Origin of the sequence: Pseudomonas sp. BF-RE-22, assembly GCF_019956155.1 — a bacterium.
Taxonomy (GTDB): Bacteria; Pseudomonadota; Gammaproteobacteria; order Pseudomonadales; family Pseudomonadaceae; genus Aquipseudomonas; species Aquipseudomonas migulae.
On record NZ_JAHBDD010000086.1, the window covers coordinates 78,184 to 98,420 of the forward strand.

17 protein-coding genes are annotated in these 20,237 nt (G+C 59.9%); 6 read left to right on the plus strand and 11 right to left on the minus strand.

The annotated features are described in order from the left end of the window. Positions 1-89 precede the first annotated feature (89 nt). Positions 90-872 (plus strand): class I SAM-dependent methyltransferase, encoded by a 783-nt coding sequence (locus KGA82_RS27590; protein WP_263290802.1) that lies wholly within the window; start codon positions 90-92, stop codon positions 870-872. 105 nt (positions 873-977) lie between these two features. Here KGA82_RS27590 and KGA82_RS27595 read toward each other — a convergent pair whose 3' ends face one another. Continuing rightward, the gene (locus tag KGA82_RS27595; RefSeq protein WP_008039356.1) at positions 978-1,625 is read right to left on the minus strand and encodes a TetR/AcrR family transcriptional regulator; all 648 of its coding nucleotides are present in this window, start codon (positions 1,623-1,625) and stop codon (positions 978-980) included. Between the two features lie 94 nt (positions 1,626-1,719). Here KGA82_RS27595 and KGA82_RS27600 point away from each other — a divergent pair, with 94 nt between their 5' ends. The 3 genes from KGA82_RS27600 to KGA82_RS27610 all read left to right on the plus strand — a co-directional run bounded on the left by KGA82_RS27600 (position 1,720) and on the right by KGA82_RS27610 (position 7,456). Continuing rightward, positions 1,720-2,820 (plus strand): efflux RND transporter periplasmic adaptor subunit, encoded by a 1,101-nt coding sequence (locus tag KGA82_RS27600; protein WP_223453187.1) that lies wholly within the window; start codon positions 1,720-1,722, stop codon positions 2,818-2,820. A 6-nt stretch (positions 2,821-2,826) separates the two neighbouring features. Continuing rightward, positions 2,827-5,892: an efflux RND transporter permease subunit gene (locus KGA82_RS27605; protein WP_223453188.1), complete on the plus strand. Its 3,066-nt coding sequence runs from the start codon at positions 2,827-2,829 to the stop codon at positions 5,890-5,892. A gap of 220 nt (positions 5,893-6,112) precedes the next feature. Further along, positions 6,113-7,456, plus strand: a complete 1,344-nt coding sequence (locus KGA82_RS27610; RefSeq protein WP_223453189.1) for a Fic family protein — start codon at positions 6,113-6,115, stop codon at positions 7,454-7,456. A gap of 46 nt (positions 7,457-7,502) precedes the next feature. On the opposite strand, the gene KGA82_RS27615 is transcribed toward KGA82_RS27610, so the two are convergent. From KGA82_RS27615 to plsB, 4 genes are all read right to left on the minus strand, one after another. Next, positions 7,503-8,192: a DUF4197 domain-containing protein gene (locus tag KGA82_RS27615; RefSeq protein ID WP_223453190.1), complete on the minus strand. Its 690-nt coding sequence runs from the start codon at positions 8,190-8,192 to the stop codon at positions 7,503-7,505. Positions 8,193-8,232: 40 nt separating this feature from the next. Beyond that, on the minus strand, positions 8,233-8,631 hold the full coding sequence (locus KGA82_RS27620; RefSeq protein ID WP_223453191.1) for a YbaY family lipoprotein: 399 nt from the start codon (positions 8,629-8,631) through the stop codon (positions 8,233-8,235). A 75-nt stretch (positions 8,632-8,706) separates the two neighbouring features. Further along, complete coding sequence (locus KGA82_RS27625) at positions 8,707-9,072, minus strand: YbaY family lipoprotein (RefSeq protein ID WP_223453192.1); 366 nt, start codon at positions 9,070-9,072, stop codon at positions 8,707-8,709. Between the two features lie 159 nt (positions 9,073-9,231). Then, positions 9,232-11,724, minus strand: a complete 2,493-nt coding sequence (gene plsB / locus KGA82_RS27630; RefSeq protein ID WP_223453193.1) for a glycerol-3-phosphate 1-O-acyltransferase PlsB — start codon at positions 11,722-11,724, stop codon at positions 9,232-9,234. A 235-nt stretch (positions 11,725-11,959) separates the two neighbouring features. On the opposite strand from plsB, the gene KGA82_RS27635 reads away from it, so the two are divergent. Beyond that, positions 11,960-12,169 carry a cold-shock protein gene (locus tag KGA82_RS27635; RefSeq protein ID WP_008035470.1) on the plus strand — a complete coding sequence of 70 codons (210 nt, stop codon included), beginning with the start codon at positions 11,960-11,962 and terminating at the stop codon, positions 12,167-12,169. A gap of 121 nt (positions 12,170-12,290) precedes the next feature. Here KGA82_RS27635 and KGA82_RS27640 read toward each other — a convergent pair whose 3' ends face one another. The 4 genes from KGA82_RS27640 to KGA82_RS27655 form a co-directional block, all read right to left on the minus strand. After that, entirely contained in the window at positions 12,291-12,668 is a 378-nt protein-coding gene (locus tag KGA82_RS27640; RefSeq protein WP_008035469.1) for a hypothetical protein, read from the minus strand. A gap of 75 nt (positions 12,669-12,743) precedes the next feature. Then, on the minus strand, positions 12,744-13,556 hold the full coding sequence (locus KGA82_RS27645) for a putative RNA methyltransferase (RefSeq protein WP_008035467.1): 813 nt from the start codon (positions 13,554-13,556) through the stop codon (positions 12,744-12,746). Further along, a complete protein-coding gene (gene dapE, locus KGA82_RS27650; RefSeq protein WP_008035465.1) occupies positions 13,556-14,707 on the minus strand; it encodes a succinyl-diaminopimelate desuccinylase in 1,152 nt (383 codons plus the stop codon). Before dapE ends, KGA82_RS27645 begins: the two co-directional genes overlap by 1 nt. A gap of 198 nt (positions 14,708-14,905) precedes the next feature. Next, positions 14,906-17,497 (minus strand): glycosyltransferase, encoded by a 2,592-nt coding sequence (locus KGA82_RS27655; RefSeq protein WP_032829235.1) that lies wholly within the window; start codon positions 17,495-17,497, stop codon positions 14,906-14,908. A 211-nt stretch (positions 17,498-17,708) separates the two neighbouring features. Between KGA82_RS27655 and tcdA the strand changes: the two genes are divergently transcribed. Further along, positions 17,709-18,527 carry a tRNA cyclic N6-threonylcarbamoyladenosine(37) synthase TcdA gene (gene tcdA / locus KGA82_RS27660; protein ID WP_008039374.1) on the plus strand — a complete coding sequence of 273 codons (819 nt, stop codon included), beginning with the start codon at positions 17,709-17,711 and terminating at the stop codon, positions 18,525-18,527. Positions 18,528-18,606: 79 nt separating this feature from the next. Here the strand turns inward: tcdA and KGA82_RS27665 are convergent, their stop codons facing one another. Together KGA82_RS27665 and KGA82_RS27670 are read right to left on the minus strand one after the other, a co-directional pair. After that, positions 18,607-19,017, minus strand: coding sequence for a SufE family protein (locus KGA82_RS27665; protein WP_223453194.1), 411 nt, complete (start codon positions 19,015-19,017; stop codon positions 18,607-18,609). Next, a complete protein-coding gene (locus KGA82_RS27670) occupies positions 19,014-20,219 on the minus strand; it encodes an aminotransferase class V-fold PLP-dependent enzyme (RefSeq protein WP_223453195.1) in 1,206 nt (401 codons plus the stop codon). Before KGA82_RS27670 ends, KGA82_RS27665 begins: the two co-directional genes overlap by 4 nt. Between the last annotated feature and the right edge of the window lie 18 nt (positions 20,220-20,237).

The following is a 20,237-nucleotide window of genomic DNA, read 5'->3' on the forward strand; positions in this document are numbered from 1 at the left end:
TCGGTCGACGCTCAGCTCTGGCAAAATGCTCGTTAGTTTTGTTATCGGCCGTTTCTGCCGATCATTAATTTTTTTGAGCGTGTTTTCCCATGATTGAGCAACCGGCGGCTTGCCGCATCCATGTCGAGGCCCTGGGCACGGCTTTTCAGCCACAGGCCGAGCAATGGGCCGAGCGCCTGGGCCTGCCTTTGCAGGTCGATGACGGTGAATTTGCCTTGCAGGTGGGTGAACAGGGTTTGCAACTGCAACAGCTCGGCCCGGACGCACCGGGACCGGTGCGGGTGGACTTCGTCGAGGGTGGCGCCGCCCATCGCCGCTTGTTCGGCGGTGGCACCGGCCAGATGATCGCCAAGGCGGTCGGCATCGCCCAAGGCTTGCGCCCGCGGGTGCTGGACGCCACGGCGGGGCTGGGCAAGGACGCGTTCGTGCTGGCGAGCCTGGGTTGTGAGATGAGCCTGATCGAACGTCAGCCGCTGATTGGCGCCTTGCTTGAGGATGGTCTGGCGCGCGGCGCGGAAGATTTCGACGTGGCGTCGATTGTGGCGCGTATGCGATTGCTCAAGGGCAACTCGATCGAAGTCATGCGCAACTGGGAAGGCGAGCCGCCGCAGGTCATCTACCTCGACCCGATGTTTCCCCATCGTGAGAAAACTGCGCTGGTGAAGAAGGAAATGCGCCTGTTCCGGCCGTTGGTGGGGGATGACCCGGATGCGCCGGCGTTGCTCGAAGCGGCGTTGGCATTGGCCAGCCACCGGGTGGTGGTGAAGCGTCCGCGCAAGGCACCGTGCATTGCCGGGCCGAAGCCGAGTCATGCGCTGGACGGGAAATCCAGTCGGTATGACATTTATCCGAAGAAGGCGCTCAAGCCTTAAGACCGAGTCGCGCCCTTCGCGGGCAAGCCTCGCTCCTACAAAAGCACCGCGGCCCCTGTAGGAGCGAGGCTTGCCCGCGAAGAGGCCAGTCCAGACACCCAATAATTAACAGGCTGTCTCTGGCCGATAAGCCCGCATAAACAACTCCACCACTTCCCGCACATGTTCCTCCGCCGCATCCCCGGTCAACGGTTCGCCACAGCCATACAACAACCGAAAATTCCCCGCGCCCTTGAGCAGGCAAAAGAAATGCTCCGCCGCGTTACGTGGCTTGTCGATGCTCAACACACCGCTTTGATCAACCTTGGTCAGCAGCCGCTCCATGCCATGCAGCATGCGCTCCGGCCCGGCCTCGAAGAAGATCTGCGAGAGTTTCGGATCCTGGCTGCCCAGCGTCATCATCAACCGGTGCAGGTTCACCGATTCATCGCTGTTGATCAGGTGATGAAAGCCGCGCGCGATATTCAACAACACCGTCTCCACTGAAATGCCGTCAGGCAATTCGAAAAACAGCGTAGGCAATTGCTCTTCGCATTTGGCGACAACGGCGGCGGAGAACAACGTCTCCTTGTCGTTGAAATGGCTGTAGACGGTCAGCTTCGACACGCCAGCTTCAGCCGCGACGGCGTCCATGCTGGTGCTCGCATAGCCATTGCTCAGGAACAGGATTTTCGCCGCATCGAGGATTGCCTGGCGTTTGGCCAGATCCTTGGGGCGGCCCGGACCATTGGGTGCTGAAAAGTTGTTCGGCATTATTCGCTTTTAATACTGGACTGGTGAGTTTGCTATTAATAACATACTGGTCAGTATAATTATTCCAAGCACCATTAGCGAAAGGTCCTTCACCATGTTCCGCTATGCCTTGCCCCTCGCATTGCCAGTCAGTCTGGCGCTTTTATTGTCTGCGTGTGGTCACGAAGAGGCACCGCAAGTCACCGTCCGACCGGCCATGGTGGTGCAGCCAGAGCCTTCGACACAGGCGATGGAAAGCTATCCCGGTGAAGTCCGTGCTCGCTACGAGCCGGATCTGGCGTTTCGCATTGGCGGCAAAGTCAGCCGACGACTGGTCGAAGAAGGACAGCGGGTCAAGGCCGATCAACCGCTGGCCGAACTCGATCCCCAGGACGTCCGCCTGCAACTGGAAGCCACCCGCGCTGAGGTCGCGGCTGCCGAAGCCAATCTCAATCTCGTACGTGCCGAGCGCGATCGCTACAAGACCCTGATGGATCGTCAGATGGTCAGCCGCTCGCAGTACGACAATTCCGAAAATCTATACAGATCCGGTGAAGCGCGCCTGAAGCAGATCAAGGCCGAATTCAACGTCTCGACCAACCAGGCCAGCTACGCCGTGCTGCGTGCTCCTCAGGATGGTGTGGTGGCCAAGCGAGCGGTGGAAGTCGGGCAAGTTGTCGCCGCCGGTCAAACCGTGTTTACCCTCGCCACCGATGGCGAGCGCGAAGTGTTGATCAGCCTGCCGGAACAGAGCTTCGGTCGTTTCAAGGTCGGGCAGCCGGTGTCGGTGGAACTCTGGACGCAACCTGACCAGCGTTTTGCCGGGCGCATCCGTGAGTTGTCGCCTGCCGCCGACCCGAAATCCCGCACCTTCGCTGCCCGCATTGCCTTCAACGCCGGCAAGGTTCCGGCCGAGCTCGGCCAGAGCGCCCGGGTGTTTATCCAGACTGCCGACGTCGTGGCGCTGTCGGTGCCGCTCTCGGCGGTTACCGCCGAAAACGGTGCCACTTACGTTTGGGTGCTCAGCGTCAACAACACCCTGAAGAAAGCGCCGGTCCGGGTCGGCCCGTTCGGCGAGAAAACCGTGCCGGTGCTCGAAGGCCTGAACGCCAGTGACTGGGTGGTGGCGGCCGGTGTGCATGTGCTTCACGACGGGCAGCAAGTGCGCCCGGTGGATCGCTCCAACCGCGTGGTCAATCTAGCGGGCAAGGAGTAATCCCTGATGGGTTTCAATCTTTCCGAATGGGCGCTGCGTAACCGCCAGATCGTACTGTTCCTGATGCTGTTGCTGGCGATTGTCGGCGCACTTTCCTACACCAAGCTGGGCCAGAGCGAAGACCCGCCGTTCACCTTCAAGGCCATGGTGATCCGCACCAACTGGCCGGGGGCCACCGCCGAGGAAGTGTCGCGCCAGGTCAGCGAACGCATTGAAAAGAAGCTGATGGAAACCGGCGAGTACGAGCGCATCGTGTCGTTCTCTCGACCGGGTGAATCCCAGGTGACGTTCGTTGCGCGTGACTCCATGCACTCGGTGGAGATTCCGGATCTCTGGTACCAGGTCCGCAAGAAGATCGGCGACATTCGTCATACATTGCCACCGGGCATTCAGGGCCCGTTCTTCAACGATGAATTCGGCACCACCTTCGGCAACATCTACGCGCTGACCGGCGACGGTTTTGATTACGCGGTGCTCAAGGACTACGCCGACCGCATCCAGATTCAGCTGCAACGGGTCAAGGATGTGGGCAAGGTCGACCTGCTCGGGTTGCAGGACGAGAAGGTCTGGATCGAACTCTCCAACGTCAAACTCGCCACTCTCGGTTTGCCGTTGGCGGCGGTGCAGCAGGCGCTTGAAGAGCAGAACGCGATGTCCACGGCCGGTTTCTTTGAAACCACCAGTGAGCGATTGCAGCTACGGGTTTCGGGGAATTTTCAGACGGTCGAAGAGATCAGGAACTTCCCGATTCGCGTCGGTGATCGCACGTTCCGTATCTCCGATGTCGCGGACGTGCGTCGTGGCTTCAACGATCCTCCGGCGCCGCGCATGCGTTTCATGGCCGAAGACGCCATCGGTCTGGCCGTGGCGATGAAGGAAGGCGGCGACATTCTGGTGCTGGGCAAGGCGCTGGAAATCGAGTTCGCCAGGATCCAGAAAAACCTTCCGGCCGGCATGCAACTGCGCAAGGTTTCCGATCAACCCGCCGCGGTGAAAACCGGTGTTGGTGAGTTTGTGCAAGTGTTGGTGGAAGCCCTGGCCATCGTCCTGTTGGTGAGCTTCTTCTCCCTCGGCGTACGCACCGGCATGGTAGTGGCGCTGGCGATTCCGCTGGTGTTGGCGATGACCTTCGCCTGCATGTATTACCTGGGCATCGGCCTGCACAAGATTTCCCTTGGCGCGTTGGTGCTGGCGTTGGGCTTGCTAGTGGACGACGCGATCATCGCCGTGGAAATGATGGCGATCAAAATGGAGCAGGGCTTTGACCGGATCAAAGCCGCGAGTTACGCCTGGACCAGCACCGCGTTCCCGATGCTCACCGGCACGCTGATCACGGCCGCCGGTTTCCTGCCGATTGCCACTGCGCAATCGGGCACTGGCGAGTACACGCGCTCGATCTTCCAGGTAGTGACCATCGCGCTGCTGGCGTCGTGGATTGCCGCTGTGGTTTTCGTACCGTATCTGGGGGAAAAACTCTTGCCGGACCTGGCGAAGATTCATGCAGCGAAACACGGCATTGGTCAGCCTGATCCGTACGACACGCCTTTTTATGAACGTGTCCGACGGCTGGTGGAATGGTGCGTGCGCTGGCGCAAAACGGTGATCACGCTGACAGTGGTGTTGTTTATCGCCTCCATCGTGTTGTTCCGTTTTGTACCGCAGCAGTTCTTCCCGGCCTCGGGACGACTGGAGTTGATGGTCGATCTGAAACTGGCCGAAGGCGCTTCGCTGAGCAACACCGCCGACGAGGTTAAACGCCTTGAAGGTTTACTGAAGGATCACGCCGGCATCGATAATTACGTGGCCTACGTCGGTACCGGTTCGCCGCGCTTTTACCTGCCGCTGGATCAGCAACTTCCTGCGGCGAGCTTCGCCCAGTTTGTCGTCCTGGCCAAGACCATCGAGGACCGCGAAACCCTGCGCACCTGGCTGATCGAAACCCTCAACGAGCAATTCCCGGCCCTGCGTTCGCGGGTGACGCGTCTGGAAAACGGCCCGCCAGTGGGCTATCCGGTGCAGTTCCGGGTCACCGGCGAACACATCGAGGATGTCCGCGCCCTGGCTCGAAAAGTGGCGGCCAAGGTTCGCGAGAATCCCCATGTGGCCAACGTCCACCTGGACTGGGAAGAGCCGAGCAAAGTGGTTTATCTGAACGTCGATCAGGACCGCGCCCGAGCGCTGGGCGTGAGCACGGCGAACCTGTCGAAGTTTTTGCAAAGCTCGCTGACCGGTTCCAGCGTCAGTCAGTACCGCGAAGACAACGAGTTGATCGAAATCCTGCTGCGCGGCACGTTGCATGAACGCACTGAACTGTCGTTGCTGCCAAGCCTGGCGGTGCCGACCGACAACGGTCGCAGCGTGGCGTTGTCGCAGATCGCGACGCTGGAATACGGTTTTGAAGAGGGCATCATCTGGCACCGCAACCGCTTGCCGAACGTGACGGTCCGCGCCGATATCTATGGCAAGGAACAACCGGCGACGCTGGTGCAGCAGATCATGCCGACGCTCGATCCGATCCGCGCGGAGCTGCCTGACGGCTACTTGCTGGAAGTCGGCGGCACCGTGGAAGATTCCGCCCGTGGGCAGAATTCGGTGAAGGCCGGTGTGCCGCTGTTCATCGTGGTGGTGCTGACGTTGTTGATGCTGCAACTGCGAAGCTTCTCACGCACGGTGATGGTGTTTCTTACAGCGCCATTGGGATTGATCGGGGTGACCCTGTTCCTGATGGTGTTTCGCCAGCCGTTCGGTTTCGTGGCCATGCTCGGGACCATCGCGCTGTCCGGGATGATCATGCGTAACTCGGTGATTCTGGTAGACCAGATCGAGCAGGACATCGCCGCCGGGCTCAAACCGTGGCAGGCGATTATCGAAGCCACAGTGCGTCGTTTCCGGCCGATCGTGCTGACCGCACTCGCCGCCGTATTGGCGATGATCCCGCTGTCCCGCAGCGTGTTCTTCGGGCCGATGGCGGTGGCGATCATGGGTGGATTGATTGTTGCGACGGCGTTGACGTTGCTGTTTTTGCCGGCGCTGTATGCGGCATGGTTCCGCATCAAGAAAGAACCCGCCTGACTTTTGTTGGATTCAAAGACGCCTTCGCGGGCAAGCCTTGCTCCTACAGGTTTTGAGTCGACCGTATAATTTGCGAACGACATATTCCCTGTAGGAGCGAGGCTTGCCCGCGAAGGCATCCTCGGCTCCTACAACTATTTCAGAAACCTCTGATATTGAGTCAGAGGGACCTGAATGCTGTACTCAAGCTTCAGTTTCATGAGGTTTTGAGACAGCAATAATGAAAAAGCCACCGAAGCTGAAGGGGCGGACCGATCCGGTGTTCGACCTGTTGGGGAAGTCACCCCACAAAGAGCGCCTCTCGGATTACCTCGCCCTGCTCAAACCGCTGGATGATCAGGGACGCTATCTTCCCTTCGATGAGTTGCGTTATCGCTGGGCGCCGGGGCTGGATTCGAACCTGTGTTGGGCGCTGGTAAAGAAAGCCAGAACGGCACAGTACTCAAGTCTTTTGCCGCTGGGCGAGCCTGTTCGGTGGGGCAACTTCATGCTCACGCCGCTGGCGCACAAGGCGGTTTCCGCCGTCGATCGACAAACCACAACGGCTGCACTGGAATTCATGACCAGTCAGATCGGCGAGCATGCGCATTTCAGCTATCTGTTGAATGATCTGATCGAAGACGAAGCGATCAGCAGCAGCCAACTCGAAGGTGCAGCGACGACCACGCGTGTGGCCAAGGACATGCTCAAGCGCAAGCGCCGGCCGCGCACGCCGGATGAGCGAATGGTGATCGGCAATTTCAAAATGATGAACTTCGCCTGGGAAAAACGTTATGAACCCCTGAGTGTCGCGCTGATTTTGGACATGCACCGGGTTGGCGTCGAAGGTATTGATGATGCGCAATATTCGCCAGGGGAGTTCAGGGGCAGCGATGACGTGGTGGTGCAGGATGGCGAAGGCAACACCGTTCATACGCCCCCTCCTGCAGCGGGGGTGATGTCACGATTGCAGTTGCTGGCGAAGTGGATCAACCAGTCGCACAACGATCCTGAGCACGTGGAATACCTTCATCCCCTGATCAAAGGCATCGCGCTGCATTTTGCCCTGGGCTATGAGCATCCTTTCCGTGATGGGAACGGGCGGGTCGCGCGGGCGTTGTTCTACTGGTACATGTTCAAGAGTGACTTCTCTGCCTTTCGTTACATTGCGATCAGCATTTTGTTGCGCAATGCGCCAGTGAAGTACGGGCGCTCTTACCTGAACACTGAAGCTGATGACCTCGACTTGACGTACTTCATTGATTTCCAGTGTTCGGTCGTCTTGCGTGCTGTCAGTGGTTTCACCAAGGCGTATCGGAAAAGTCTGGCGTACGCCGACAGCTTTGATCGCTGGTTGTTGGCGTCCGGTTTTTTTGAGCAATTGACCGAGAAGCAGCGTGCCGTATTCCAGGTGGCCAAGAGCGGGATGGCCAAGGAATTTACGGCAGTTAATGTGAAGGAAAATCTCAACTGCTCTTACAACACCGCGTCGGCGACCTTGAACGGGCTGGCGGATTTGAAGGTGTTTGAGAAGAGGAAGGTGGGGCGGGAGTGGGTGTTTTTCCTACGGCCTGTATCGGCCTGAATCAGTGTGGGAGCATGCCTGCTCCCACAGAGCCTTGTACTAAGGCTTAGAGCGAACCAAACACCTTCTTCGCCAAACTGGTCGCCGCCGCCGCAGGGTTCTGGCGAATGGTTTCTTCCTGTTTGCCGATCATCTCGAACAAACCGTTCAGGGCCTGCTCGGTCACGTAGCTTTCGATGTTGGCGCTTTTCGCATCCACCACGCCCATGGTCGCGGCTTGTCCGGCGAACGAGTTGTACTGCTTGGCCAGGCCAACCTGGTCGGTGGCTTGTTTGACGATCGGCAGGAACTTGGCGCGGATCTGTTCGCGGCTGGTTTTGTTCAGGTATTGCGTGGCGGAGTCATTACCGCCGCTGAGAATGCCCTTGGCATCTTCGACCGTCATCTTCTTCACGGCATCCACGAGGATCGGCTGAGCCTGGACCACGGCCGTTTCCGCTGCTTTGTTCATGCTGGTTTCCAGCTGATCGACCTGATCACCCATGCCGAATTGTTTCATTTTGCTGGCGACCTTGCCCAGTTTGCCCGGCAGTTCGATCTTCACGTCCGGGTTGTTACTGAAGCCGCCCGGCGTACCGAGTTGTTTCACGGCCAGTTGCGCGCCTTGGGTCAGGGCATCCTTGAGGCCGCCGGTAGCGTCCTTTTGCGACAAGTCACTGAGCGACAGCGCCATGGCACTGGCGGAAATCATCAAACCTGCAAACAGGCCGGCAAAGCGAAGGGTAGGGCGGAACATGGCGGCTTCCTTGTTCGGAAAAAAATGAGCAAAAAAAGAATTAACGGACGGCGTCGACGCGAATTTTCAATGGCTGCGGGTCGCTGCCATTCAGTTGCACGGCGTGATGTTCGGTGGTGATGAACATCAGCTGGCCATTCACTTCGATTCGCGCGCTGACGGAATAACGATGGCCGGGTTTGACCTGGGCCGGATCGTAACTCAGATGGAACGGCAGTGGCACCTGGCCTTTGACCGGGCCTTTCTGCTCGTCGAGCACCACGGCAGGAGCGTCGGCCAGCGATACGTCCTGCAAGCTGACGCTCAGGGTGGCAGTCGGCGGCAGGGCGATGCGTTGCAGGTAGAAGACTTCGCCATCGAGGCTGGTTTTGGCGGCGGGTTGCGGGGTTTGGCAGGCACTGAGCAAAGCAGCCAGTCCCAGAAGCGAAAGTTTTTTCATGCATTCAATCCTTGTCGTTGGCACCTGAAGAAGACTGGCGCCAACGACAATTTAGCGTTTTTTTCAGGCGAGGGCTTAGAAGTTACCTTCCGGTGTTTCACGAACGCTACGAACGACAACGTCCTCCGGGCGCAGGTGGTTTACACCCAGCTCCACTCGATGAAGTTTGATGGTCTTGTAAATCATATGCTCGGGGGTTTCGATGCGTGCACGGATTGCATAGCTATTGCCAGGCAGGACATCCGCAACCTGGTACAGCAGGGAAAAGGTTAACGCTTTCTTTTCCGCATCAGAGATAACTTGTCGGGCAAGTAGTTTGGCTGGGGCATCAGTCTCAGTGACATCCAGCAGATCGACGTAAAGTGTCGAGTTCAGTGGAAGGGCAATCTTGTGCAGGTAGTACACGGTACCGCTGATGTTCATTACAGGTTCGCTGCTCATTTTGATTTCCTTATCAAATAAATCGTCGGAAATGACGAGGGGTCAGCCTATCGCCAAGGCACCGGAACTAGATGTAGGGGAATTCCCTGATTAGGGGGTGAATTGATGTCAGGGTGGATCGGAAGCTTCCTTGCTTCTGAACCCCTGGGGGCCGCGCGATCAAACAGGCGTGACCAACTCCGCCGCATCCTCACTGCGATGCAACGCCACCTGACGGATCGACAAGCGGATCTCCGCCGACAACACCCGTTTCGCCGCACCTTCGGCCAGTTCGCCGAGCAGTTCGTGATAGCTCAGCTTGCCGGCCTCGTCACGCTTGAGCACGTCGAGGTCGAGCATCGTCTGGATGAAGTGGCGGAACAGGCTCTTGTCGAAAAATTCCGGCGCGTTCAGGCCATGCAGGATCGACAGGCGCTGGGCCATGACCGTGCACAGGTCTTCCAGTTCTTCGGCGCTGATGCTGTTCTGGCCGCTGTTGAGCAACAGGGAAACGGTCATGTAGAAGCGTTGCAGCGTCTGGGCGATGCTCTTCGACAGCAGCGTCAGCAACACGAAATGCCGCGAGCTTGGTGCCGGGCGCAGGTAAACGTCGTTCTCGAAACGCAGCAGGCCTTGCTCGACGAACGCTTCGAGCCATTGATCGATCACGGCATCCAGTTCGTCCAGCGACCAGCGAATGAACAGCTCCGATTGCAGGTACGGATACAGTGCGCGGGTGTAGCGCAGGATCTGCTCGCGGCTCATGCGCGACGCACTCTGGAAGAAGCTCGCGAGCAACGCCGGCAACGCGAAAATGTGCAGCACGTTGTTGCGGTAGTAAGTCATCAGGACGGCGTTTTGCTCATCCAGATAGAGGATTTTGCCCAGCGCATCGCTCTGTTCGGACAGCAGGTCCATGTCCTTCACATGCTCGATCAGCGCGCGGCCGTCACCTTCCGGCAGCGTAGTGTGCGGCGAGTACGGAACCTTGCGCAGCAGCGCCAGATACAGATCCAGCACCCGCGCCATGGCGCGATCGTCCAGTGCCAAGCGACTGGTGGACAGCAATGCCAACGCCACGAGGTTGACCGGGTTGATCGCTGCCGCTTCGTTCAGGTGCTGCGCCACTTTCTCGCCGAGGCGGTTGGTGGTTTCGTTGAGCCAGGCCGGTTTGAACTGCGGGCCGAGTTCCTGTTGACGCCAGTCTGGCTGTTCGCTGTCGAGGAATTCCGCCAGTTTGATCGGCTCGCCGAAGTTCACCGCCACCTGGCCGAAACGCTGCTTCAGGGCGCCGATGACTTTGAAGATGTCGAAGATCGATTCTTTCTTCTTGCTCGCACCACGCAGTTCGCCGAGGTAAGTCCGGCCTTCCAGTACGCGTTCATAACCGATGTACACCGGCACGAACACGATCGGCATGCGCGAGGAGCGCAGGAAGCTGCGCAAGGTGATCGCCAGCATCCCGGTTTTCGGTTGCAACATGCGCCCGGTGCGCGAGCGGCCGCCCTCGACGAAATACTCGACCGGAAAACCTTTGGTGAACAGGGTGTGCAGGTACTCGTTGAACACCGAGGTGTACAGCGGGTTGCCCTTGAAGGTACGGCGCATGAAGAACGCACCGCCGCGACGCAGCAGGCCACCGATCCCCGGCATGTTGAGGTTGATCCCGGCGGCGATGTGCGGCGGGGTCAGGCCGTTGCGAAACAGCAGATAGGACAGCAGCAGGTAGTCGATATGGCTGCGGTGGCACGGCACATAGATCACTTCGTAACCCGGGGCGACCTTCTGCACGCCTTCGATATTGTTGACCTTGATGCCGTCGTAGATCTTGTTCCAGAACCAGCTCAGCACCACTTCCATGAAGCGGATCGCGGTGTAGGTGTAGTCCGAGGCGATCTCGTTGCCGTAACGCAGGGCCTGGGCCTTGGCTTTCTCGGGGGAGATATTCCCGCGTTCGGCTTCGTCGAGGATCGCTTGCTTGACCAGCGGCTGGTTGAGCAGGCCTTTGACCAGGTTGCGACGGTGGGAAATGTCCGGGCCGATCACCGCGGCTTTGAGGTTGCGGAAATGCACCCGCAGAATCCGCTGGGCCATGCGCACGGTGCGCTCGTGGCCCTTGTTGTGCTCGATCAGTTCACGCAGGTGAATCGGCGCGGAGAATTGCACGCGGGTCTTGCGCCCCAGCACGATGATGCTCAGCAAGCGGCGCAGGCGCCCGGTAACCGCCCAGCTATCGGCGAACAGCAGTTTCCATGGACTCGATTCGCTGTCCGGCGACTGGCCCCAGAACACGCTGACCGGAATGATCTGCGCGTCTTCGGCAGCGTTCTGGCTCAGGGCGCTGACCAGTCGGGTCAGGGTCGGTGGCGCGCCGCGTTTGTCCTGGCGACCGAGCCAGTCGGGCTCCGGTGTCAGGTAAAAGAACGCGGCAGGTTCCAGCAGATTGCCGACAGACACCGGCAGCACCGGGCGCGGCAGGCCGGCCTTGCTGCATTCGGTGTCGACCACGGCGAGGTCGGTCAGCGAAGGGTTTTGCAGGACATAGAACACCGGACGGCTGCGGTCGAGGTTGAGGGTGAACGACGACTGATTGATCGTCTCCGAGCGAACCCAGAGATAGAGCAGTCGGCGCAGGGTGCCAAACACAAGACGGCGGAACGGGGAACGGGTCATACGGCTTCTGCATGAGTGGAATAAACCGAGCGTTTGCTCGGGCGGTCGATAGTGTGCCGGATTCACTGAAAATCGGCAAAAAAGCGGCAATCAAAGTGCTATTGAGAGATTAAATGTCTGACATATACTCGGCGCACTGTCGCCGTCACCCTCATGGGACCGGTATGCGCAGGCTGACGTTCCCGAGGCTTTCCTGCGAAAAGCCCGATCAATAATAAAAAGGGAGTATGAACAAATGGCAACACGCGAAACCGGCAACGTGAAGTGGTTCAACGACGCCAAGGGCTATGGCTTCATCCAGCGCGAGGACGGGGTGGACGTGTTCGTGCACTACCGCGCGATTCGCGGTGAGGGGCATCGTTCGCTGACTGAAGGCCAGCAGGTCGAGTACGGCGTTGTGACGGGGGAGAAGGGTTTGCAGGCTGAGGATGTGGTGGGGCTGTAAAACCACCCTCCAGATCACCCAAAACCCACTGTAGGAGCGAGGCTTGCCCGCGAAGGCGTCATCACTGACGCTAAAAGCTTCGCGGGCAAGCCACGCTCCTACAGGTTCGTGGTGTGATGGGTTACGCAGTTTTCCAGGTGATCTCTTCTTCGCCATCGGCGCTGATGCGCATCCAGCGATCCGCTGTCTCTTCACCTTCTTCCTCGACCCAACTGCCCGGCGCACAACGTACTTCTACGTTCAGCGCGGCAAACGCGGCGCGGGCGCAGGCGATGTCGTCTTCCCACGGGGTCTGGTCGCTTTCCAGGTACAGGCTGTTCCATTTTCCTACCGCTTTCGGCAGCCAGGTCACTGGCACGTTGCCAGCCTTGCACTTGTAGGTCTGACCTTTCTGAACCCAATCGGTGCACGGGCCCAGAGCCGCGCCGAGCCAGGCGGATACGGCCTTGTGGTCGACGTCGGCGTCTTTCAGGTAAATCTCGATATCGGGTTGGCGCATGGATGTCCTCACTGCGGGTCTGAAAAATCCATTCGCGGATTTAGCCGGCCTCAAGCTGCTGCTCAAGACCAAAAATTAAGATTGAAGAACAAAGTAATCGTAGCGCATCGAAACAGTGACCTCGAACGGCTCTGTCTGCTCGATGACCGCCGCCCGGCGTTCGGCACTGGCGCGCCAGCCGTGAGGCGTCATGGCCAACAGGTTGGCGCGATCCTGACCACTTGCAAGCGTCAGCTTGAATTCCAGGGTTTCACTGTGTTGCAGCGCCATGCCGTCCGGCACCAGGGCCAGATGCTTGTCGTCGGTGTACTCACGCACTTCGTCGTACAGCCGCTCGCGCAATTCCATCAGGTGGCCGCTGGTCGGCCCGACTTTCATCAAACCGCCGCCGGGGCTGAGCAGGCGTTTGGCTTCTTCCCAGTCCAGTGGGCTGAAGACGCTGGCGAGAAACTGACAACTGCCGGACGCCAACGGCACCCGCGCCATGCTGGCGATCAACCAGGTCAGCTGCGGGTTGCGTTTGCAGGCGCGTTTGACCGCTTCCCGGGAGATGTCCAGCGCGTAACCGTCAGCGTTCGGCAACGCCTCGGCAATTTGCGCGGTGTAGTAACCCTCGCCACAACCGATGTCGAGCCAGCGCTGCGGCGCGTATTGCGCCGCCAGCTCAGCGAGACGCCTGGCCACCGGTGCGTAATGGCCGGCGTTCAGGAAGTCGCGCCGGGCTTCGACCATCGCCAGGTTATCCCCAGGGTCGCGGCTGTTCTTGTGCTGCACCGGCAACAGGTTCAGGTAACCCTGACGCGCACGGTCGAAACGATGCCCGGCGGGGCAGGCCACGCCGTTGTCCACCGCGTTCAGCGGTTCGCTGCAGATCGGGCAGGCGAGCATCAGGCGAGCAACTTGATCAGGGTCTGGTAGTAGATTTCGGTCAGCACGTCGAGGTCGGCGGCCAGCACGCGCTCGTTGACCTGGTGGATCGTCGCGTTGACCGGGCCCAGTTCAACCACCTGTGTACCCATGGTCGCGATAAAGCGGCCATCGGAGGTGCCACCGCTGGTGGAGGCTTTGGTTTCGCGACCGGTGATGTCCTTGATGCTCGACGCGACGGCGTCCAGCAACGCGCCCGGTTCGGTGAGGAATGGCAGACCGGACAGCGCCCAGTCGATGTGCCAGTCCAGGCCATGCTTGTCGAGGATATCGGCGACGCGTTTCTGCAGGCCTTCGACGGTGGATTCGGTGGAGAAGCGGAAGTTGAACACCGCCACCAGATCACCGGGGATCACGTTGGTCGCGCCAGTGCCGGAATTCACATTGGAAATCTGGAAACTGGTCGGCGGGAAGAAATCGTTGCCGTGGTCCCAATGCTCGGCGGCCAGTTCGGCCAGCGCCGGGGCGGCGAGGTGGATCGGGTTCTTGGCGAGGTGCGGATAAGCGACGTGACCTTGCACACCGCGTACGGTCAGCTTGGCGCCGAGGGAACCGCGACGGCCATTCTTGACCACGTCACCGACCAGCGTAGTGCTCGACGGTTCGCCGACGATGCACCAGTCCAGACGCTCCTTGCGCGCCGCCAGGCGTTCAACCACCGCTTTGGTGCCGTGGTGCGCCGGGCCTTCTTCATCGCTGGTGATCAGAAACGCGACTTTGCCCTTGTGATCCGGGTAATCGGCGACGAAGCGCTCGGCGGCCACGGTCATGGATGCCAGGCTGCCTTTCATGTCCGCTGCGCCACGACCGCAGAGCATGCCGTGTTCGTCGATCAGTGCGTTGAACGGGTCGATCTGCCAGGCGGTCACCGGGCCGGTCGGGACCACGTCGGTGTGGCCGGCGAAGCACAGCACCGGGCCGTCGTGCTTGCCGTGGGTGGCCCAGAAGTTATCCACATCTTCGATGCGCATTGGCTCAAGCATAAAACCGGCATCGCCCAGGCGCTGCATCATCTGCTTCTGGCAATCGGCGTCGACCGGCGTCACGGACGGACGGCGGATCAGGTCGATGGCGAGTTGAAGGGTCGGCGAAAGGTCGGCGTGGGCCGTCATGGAAAACTCCGGTGCTTTATCTGTAGGAGCGAGGCTTGCCCGCGAAGAACGATAATGAGGTGTATCTGTTACACCGAGTCGCTTCGTTCGCGGGCAAGCCTCGCTCCTACGGGAAATGGGGGGCAAGGCCTGGAAAATGGCGGTTATCTTAAAGCAAAACGGCGGCCATTGGCCGCCGTTTAGTGCATCTGCAAAGATTTAGACTGCCGGTGCCGTTTCGGCCTCGACGGCCGGTTTCGGCAGCGAGGACAGGAACGCCATGATCAGCGCCGCCAGGTACGGCAGCGACTGCACCAGCAACATGATCACCCAGAAGCGCATGTCGTTGCTCGGCAGCCCGTTCACCAGGAAGATCCCAAGCGCCGCGCCCCACAACAGCAGCATGATGAACATCTCTTCACGCGCTTCCGAAATCGCCACCCAGAAGCCGTGGTTGTCGGCATTTTTCGGCGTGCGGAAGAACGGAATGCTGCTGGTGAAGAAGCCGTACAGCACCGCTTTGGCGATGGTGTGCGACAACGCCAGCCCGGCAAGCGCCGCACAGAACGCATCCTTGAGGTTCACGCCAACGGCGCGACGGTAGAGGAAGATGATCTTGCCGACCTTGAACACGAACAGCGCCAATGGCGGGATCGCGAAAATCAGCAACGGCGGATCGACCCGTTGCGGCACGATGATCATCGCCGCCGACCACAACAGTGCGCCCACGGTGAAGAAGATGTTCATGCCATCCGCCACCCACGGCAACCAGCCCGCGAGGAAGTGGTAACGCTGGCCACGAGTCAGCTCGGTGTCCTTGCCGCGCAGCAGGCTCGCGGTGTGACGCTTGATGATCTGAATCGCACCGTAGGCCCAGCGGAAACGCTGTTTCTTGAAGTCGATAAAGGTATCGGGCATCAGGCCTTTGCCGTAGCTGGTGTGGTAGTACGCCGCCGACAAGCCTTTCTCGAACACGCGCAGACCCAACTCGGCGTCTTCGCAGATGCACCAGTCGGCCCAGCCGAGTTCCTCGAGCACCGAGCGCCGGGTCATGGTCATGGTGCCGTGCTGGATGATCGCGTCGCGGTCGTTACGGGTGACCATGCCGATGTGGAAGAAGCCTTTGTATTCCGCGTAGCAGAGCTTCTTGAAGGTGCTTTCGTTCTGGTCGCGATAATCCTGCGGCGACTGCACCACGGCTATTTTCGGATCGGCGAAGTGCGGCACCATGTGCTTGAGCCAGTTCGGGTCGACGCAGTAATCGGAGTCGATCACCGCAATCACTTCGGCATCTTTGGCGGTGTGCGGAATCAGGTAGTTCAGCGCGCCGCCCTTGAAGCCGGCCAGCGGTGCGACGTGGAAGAACTTGAAGCGCGGACCGAGGGTTGCGCAGTAATCGCGCACCGGCTCCCAGACGGCCGGGTCCTTGGTGTTGTTGTCGATGATCAGGACTTCGAAGTCCGGATAGTCGAGGTTGGCCAGGGCGTTGAGGGTCTGTTTGACCATCTCCGGCGGCTCGTTGTAGCACGGCACGTGAATCGACACTTTCGGCCTGTAGTCCGAATCGCCCACCACCGGCAGGAATTCACGCCGGCGTTTGTGGGTCCAGACTGCTTCGGCCAGTTCATGCGCCTCGGTCAGCAGGACGATAAAGACCCCGAGTGCGCCGAGTGCGAGGAGAAATCCTACGGTCAGGCTGAACCAGGTGCTGTATTGCTGACTGTAGTCGTAGCCGATCCACACCAGCACCGAACCGCACAAGAAGGCGATAAAAGTCAGGAAGGTGCGGCCACGTTGACGCAGGGCCGAGCCGTCAATCATCAGCAAGGTCAGGGACAGCAGGGCCAACACCGCCGAGCCGATGGCCAGCACGCGCCATTGCGGGATCGCGACGACCGGGCCTTCGAAGTTGAATTTCTGCTGACGCGCAGCGTTGAACACGCCCCAATACGCGCCCACCGAACCTTCGTCACTGGCCTTCCACGGCTGGTCGAACGCTTCGATCACGAAGTAGTTGAAACCCTGGCGGTTAAGCTTGTTCACCAGCGTACGCAGGTAGATCGCCTGATCTGCCGGGCTGGCATCGGTGCCGCCACGCATGCGGCCGTTGCTCGGCCAGCCAACCTCCGAGAGCAGCAGCGGTTTTTTCGGGAACATCTTTTTCAGGTCGCGGGCACGGTCGAGGACGAACTGGCCGGCCTTGTCCACCGGGATGTATTCCCAGTAAGGCAGGACGTGCGCGGCAATCAGGTCGACGTGCTTGGCCAGTTCCGGGTGTTCTTCCCAGACGTGCCATTGCTCGGACGTGGTGACCGGCACCTTCACGGCTGCGCGAACGCGATCAAGGAGCACGCTCAGTTCGGCAGCGGTAATTTCCTTACGGAAGATGGCCTCGTTGCCTACGACCACACGAACCACGCTGCGTGAGGAGTTGGCGATTTCGATGGCCCGGGTGATTTCCCGCTCGTTGCGTTCCAGGTCCGGGCTGATCCAGATCCCCAGGGTGACCCGCAGGCCGAATTCCTCTGCCAGTTTGGGAATGTCTCCCAGGGTGCCATCGACCGAGTAGGTACGGATGTTATCCGTCAGCTTGCTCATGATTTCCAGATCGCGACGCATTTGATCGTCGGTCGGGTACTGCTCTTTCTGCGGATACTGGCCTTGCTGGAACGGCGAGTACGAGAAACCGGAGATCTGTTCAGGCCAGTTGGGGGCGGTGACCGGGCGATTGATCAGCGCCCAGAAGCCGGTAAACAAGGCTGCGATGGCGAGCACCACGACCAGGTTGAGTCCAAATTTACGCGATGACATAGCTATTTCGGGTTCCAAAGGCTGTGGAACGAAGGAACGGTTGGCGATCGCCAAGGGGCGCGCATCCTACACCGGCAGTTCACTGAACGTACATCGGACAGGGAATTGCACGACATTGGGCAATCGGCTTTCACATAAGTTCTTACACTTGTCGCTTGTAGCTTAGATCTTTTGGCGTGTGGCCCTATAATGCGCGCCGGTTTTTGGGGTAATGGTCATGAGCACAGAAGATCCGCGGTTTGCAGGCATCGCCCGTTTGTATGGCATCGAAGGGCTAGAGCGCTTGCGCGCGGCGCACGTGGCGATCGTCGGCGTCGGTGGCGTCGGCTCCTGGGCTGCGGAAGCGGTGGCGCGGTGTGGCGTGGGCGAGATTTCGCTGTTCGACCTCGACGACGTCTGCGTCAGCAATGCCAACCGTCAGTTGCATGCGCTGGACAGCACCGTCGGCAAGCCCAAGGTCGAGGTGATGGCTGAGCGCCTGCGCGGGATCAACCCGGATTGCACGGTGCACGCGGTGGCGGATTTCGTCACCCGCGACACCATGGCCGAATACATCACGCCGAACATCGACTGTGTGATCGACTGCATCGACAGCGTCAACGCCAAGGCTGCGCTGATCGCCTGGTGCAAACGCCGCAAGATCCAGATCATCACCACGGGCGGGGCGGGCGGGCAGATCGACCCGACGTTGATCCAGGTCTGCGACCTGAACCGCACATTCAACGACCCGTTGGCCTCGAAAGTGCGCTCGACCCTGCGTCGCGATTACAACTTCTCCCGCACCGTGACCCGTCATTACAGCGTGCCGTGCGTGTTTTCCACCGAGCAGCTGCGTTATCCGAAACCGGACGGCAGCATTTGCCTGCAGAAGAGTTTTGTCGGGGATGGCGTGAAGCTGGACTGCGCGGGCGGGTTTGGTGCGGTGATGATGGTGACCGCGACGTTCGGCATGGTCGCGGCGACCAAGGCTGTGGATAAGATTGTGGCGGGTGTGCGGCGGCCGGCGGATCGCATCAAACCAGGTGTTTGAAACACCATCTCTGTAGGAGCGAGGCTTGCCCGCGAAGGCGTTTTATCTGACACACCGCTTTCGCGGGCAAGCCTCGCTCCTACAGGGGCGCGGCCAACTCATTCATCCGCTGGAGCACGGCATTGAGGCCATTGCTACGCGAAGGTGACAACTGTCGGCTGAGTCCAAGCTGATTGAACCAGTCCGGCAAATCCACCTGCTGCAATTCGACCGCCGACAACCCGTTAACCCGCGCCAGCAACAACGCTACCAACCCGCGGATCAACCGCGCATCGCTGCTCGCGGCAAACTGCCAGTGACCGTCCTGCAACGATCCCACCAACCACACCTGACTTTCACAGCCATGCACGCGGTTGGCGTCGACCTTATCCACATCGCTCAATGCCGGCAGCCGGGCGCCCCATTGCATCAGCAGTCGCGCGCGTTGCTCCCAGCCGGCGGCGTTCTGAAACGTTTCCAGCGCTGTGACGGCATCGGCAGGGAGGTTCATCGCAACAACTCCAGCGCTTGATCCAGCGCATCAAAGAACCGTTGCAGGTCCTCGGAATCGTTGTAAAGCGCCAACGACACCCGAATCGCCCCGGCCAGTTCAAAGCTTTTCAGCAGCGGCATCGCGCAATGATGACCGGCGCGCACCGCGATCCCCTGTTCTGTCAGCAAGTGCGCCAGATCAGAGTTATGCACACCCTCGACGACAAAACTCGCCAGGGCCAGTTGCGGTTTGCCCAGCAAGCGAATGCCGTCGCGCGCCTCAAGACCTTTCAACAAATAGTCATGCAGCGCGGCTTCATGGGCCGAAACCGCATCCTGATCGAGGCCGGCGAGGTAATCGAGCGTCGCCCCGAGACCAATCACGCTGGAGATCGGCGGCGTTCCTGCCTCGAAACCGAGCGGAGCAGGACGAAAGCGTGCGTGCTGGTAATCCGCATCCAGCACCATTTCGCCGCCGAACTGCCAATGGCGCAGTTGCTTGAGCGCCTCATGGCGGCCGAACAACACCCCCAGGCCATCCGGGCCATAGAGCTTGTGGCTGGAAAAGACATAAAAGTCGCAACCCAGCGCCTGCACATCGTGTCGGCCATGGACCACGCCTTGGGCGCCATCGACCACGGTCAACGCGTTGTGTGCCTTGGCCATCGCCAGCAGCGCGGGCAATGGCTGCCAGGCGCCAAGCACGTTGGACAGCTGACTGACCGCCAGCAAGCGGGTTCGCGGGCCAATCAACGCGGCGGCGGTGTCGAGGTCGATCAAGCCGTCGGCGTCCAGCGGCAGGATCACCAGTTTCAGATCGCGACGGTGGGCCAGTTGCTGCCATGGCAGCAGGTTGGCGTGGTGCTCCAGGGCGCTGATGACAATTTCATCGCCCGGATTGAACAGGTGTTCCAGGCCATAGGCCAGGAGGTTCAGCGCCGAGGTCGCGCCGTGGGTGAAGATGATCTGTCCGCAATCACCGGCATTCAGCCATTGCGCGACTTTATTGCGGCTGTCCTCGAACGCCTGGGTGGCATGCGCGCCGGGCAAGTGTTGCGCCCGATGCACGTTGGCTGCGCCATTGGCGTAGTAATGCGCCAGGGCATCCAGCAGGGCTTGAGGTTTTTGCGTGGTGGCGGCGTTGTCCAGATAGGTCTGGTCTTGCCGTTGCAGGGCGGCGATGGCCGGAAAATCGGCGCGCCAGGGGGAGAGAATCATCATGGTATCGGGCCCTGCTAA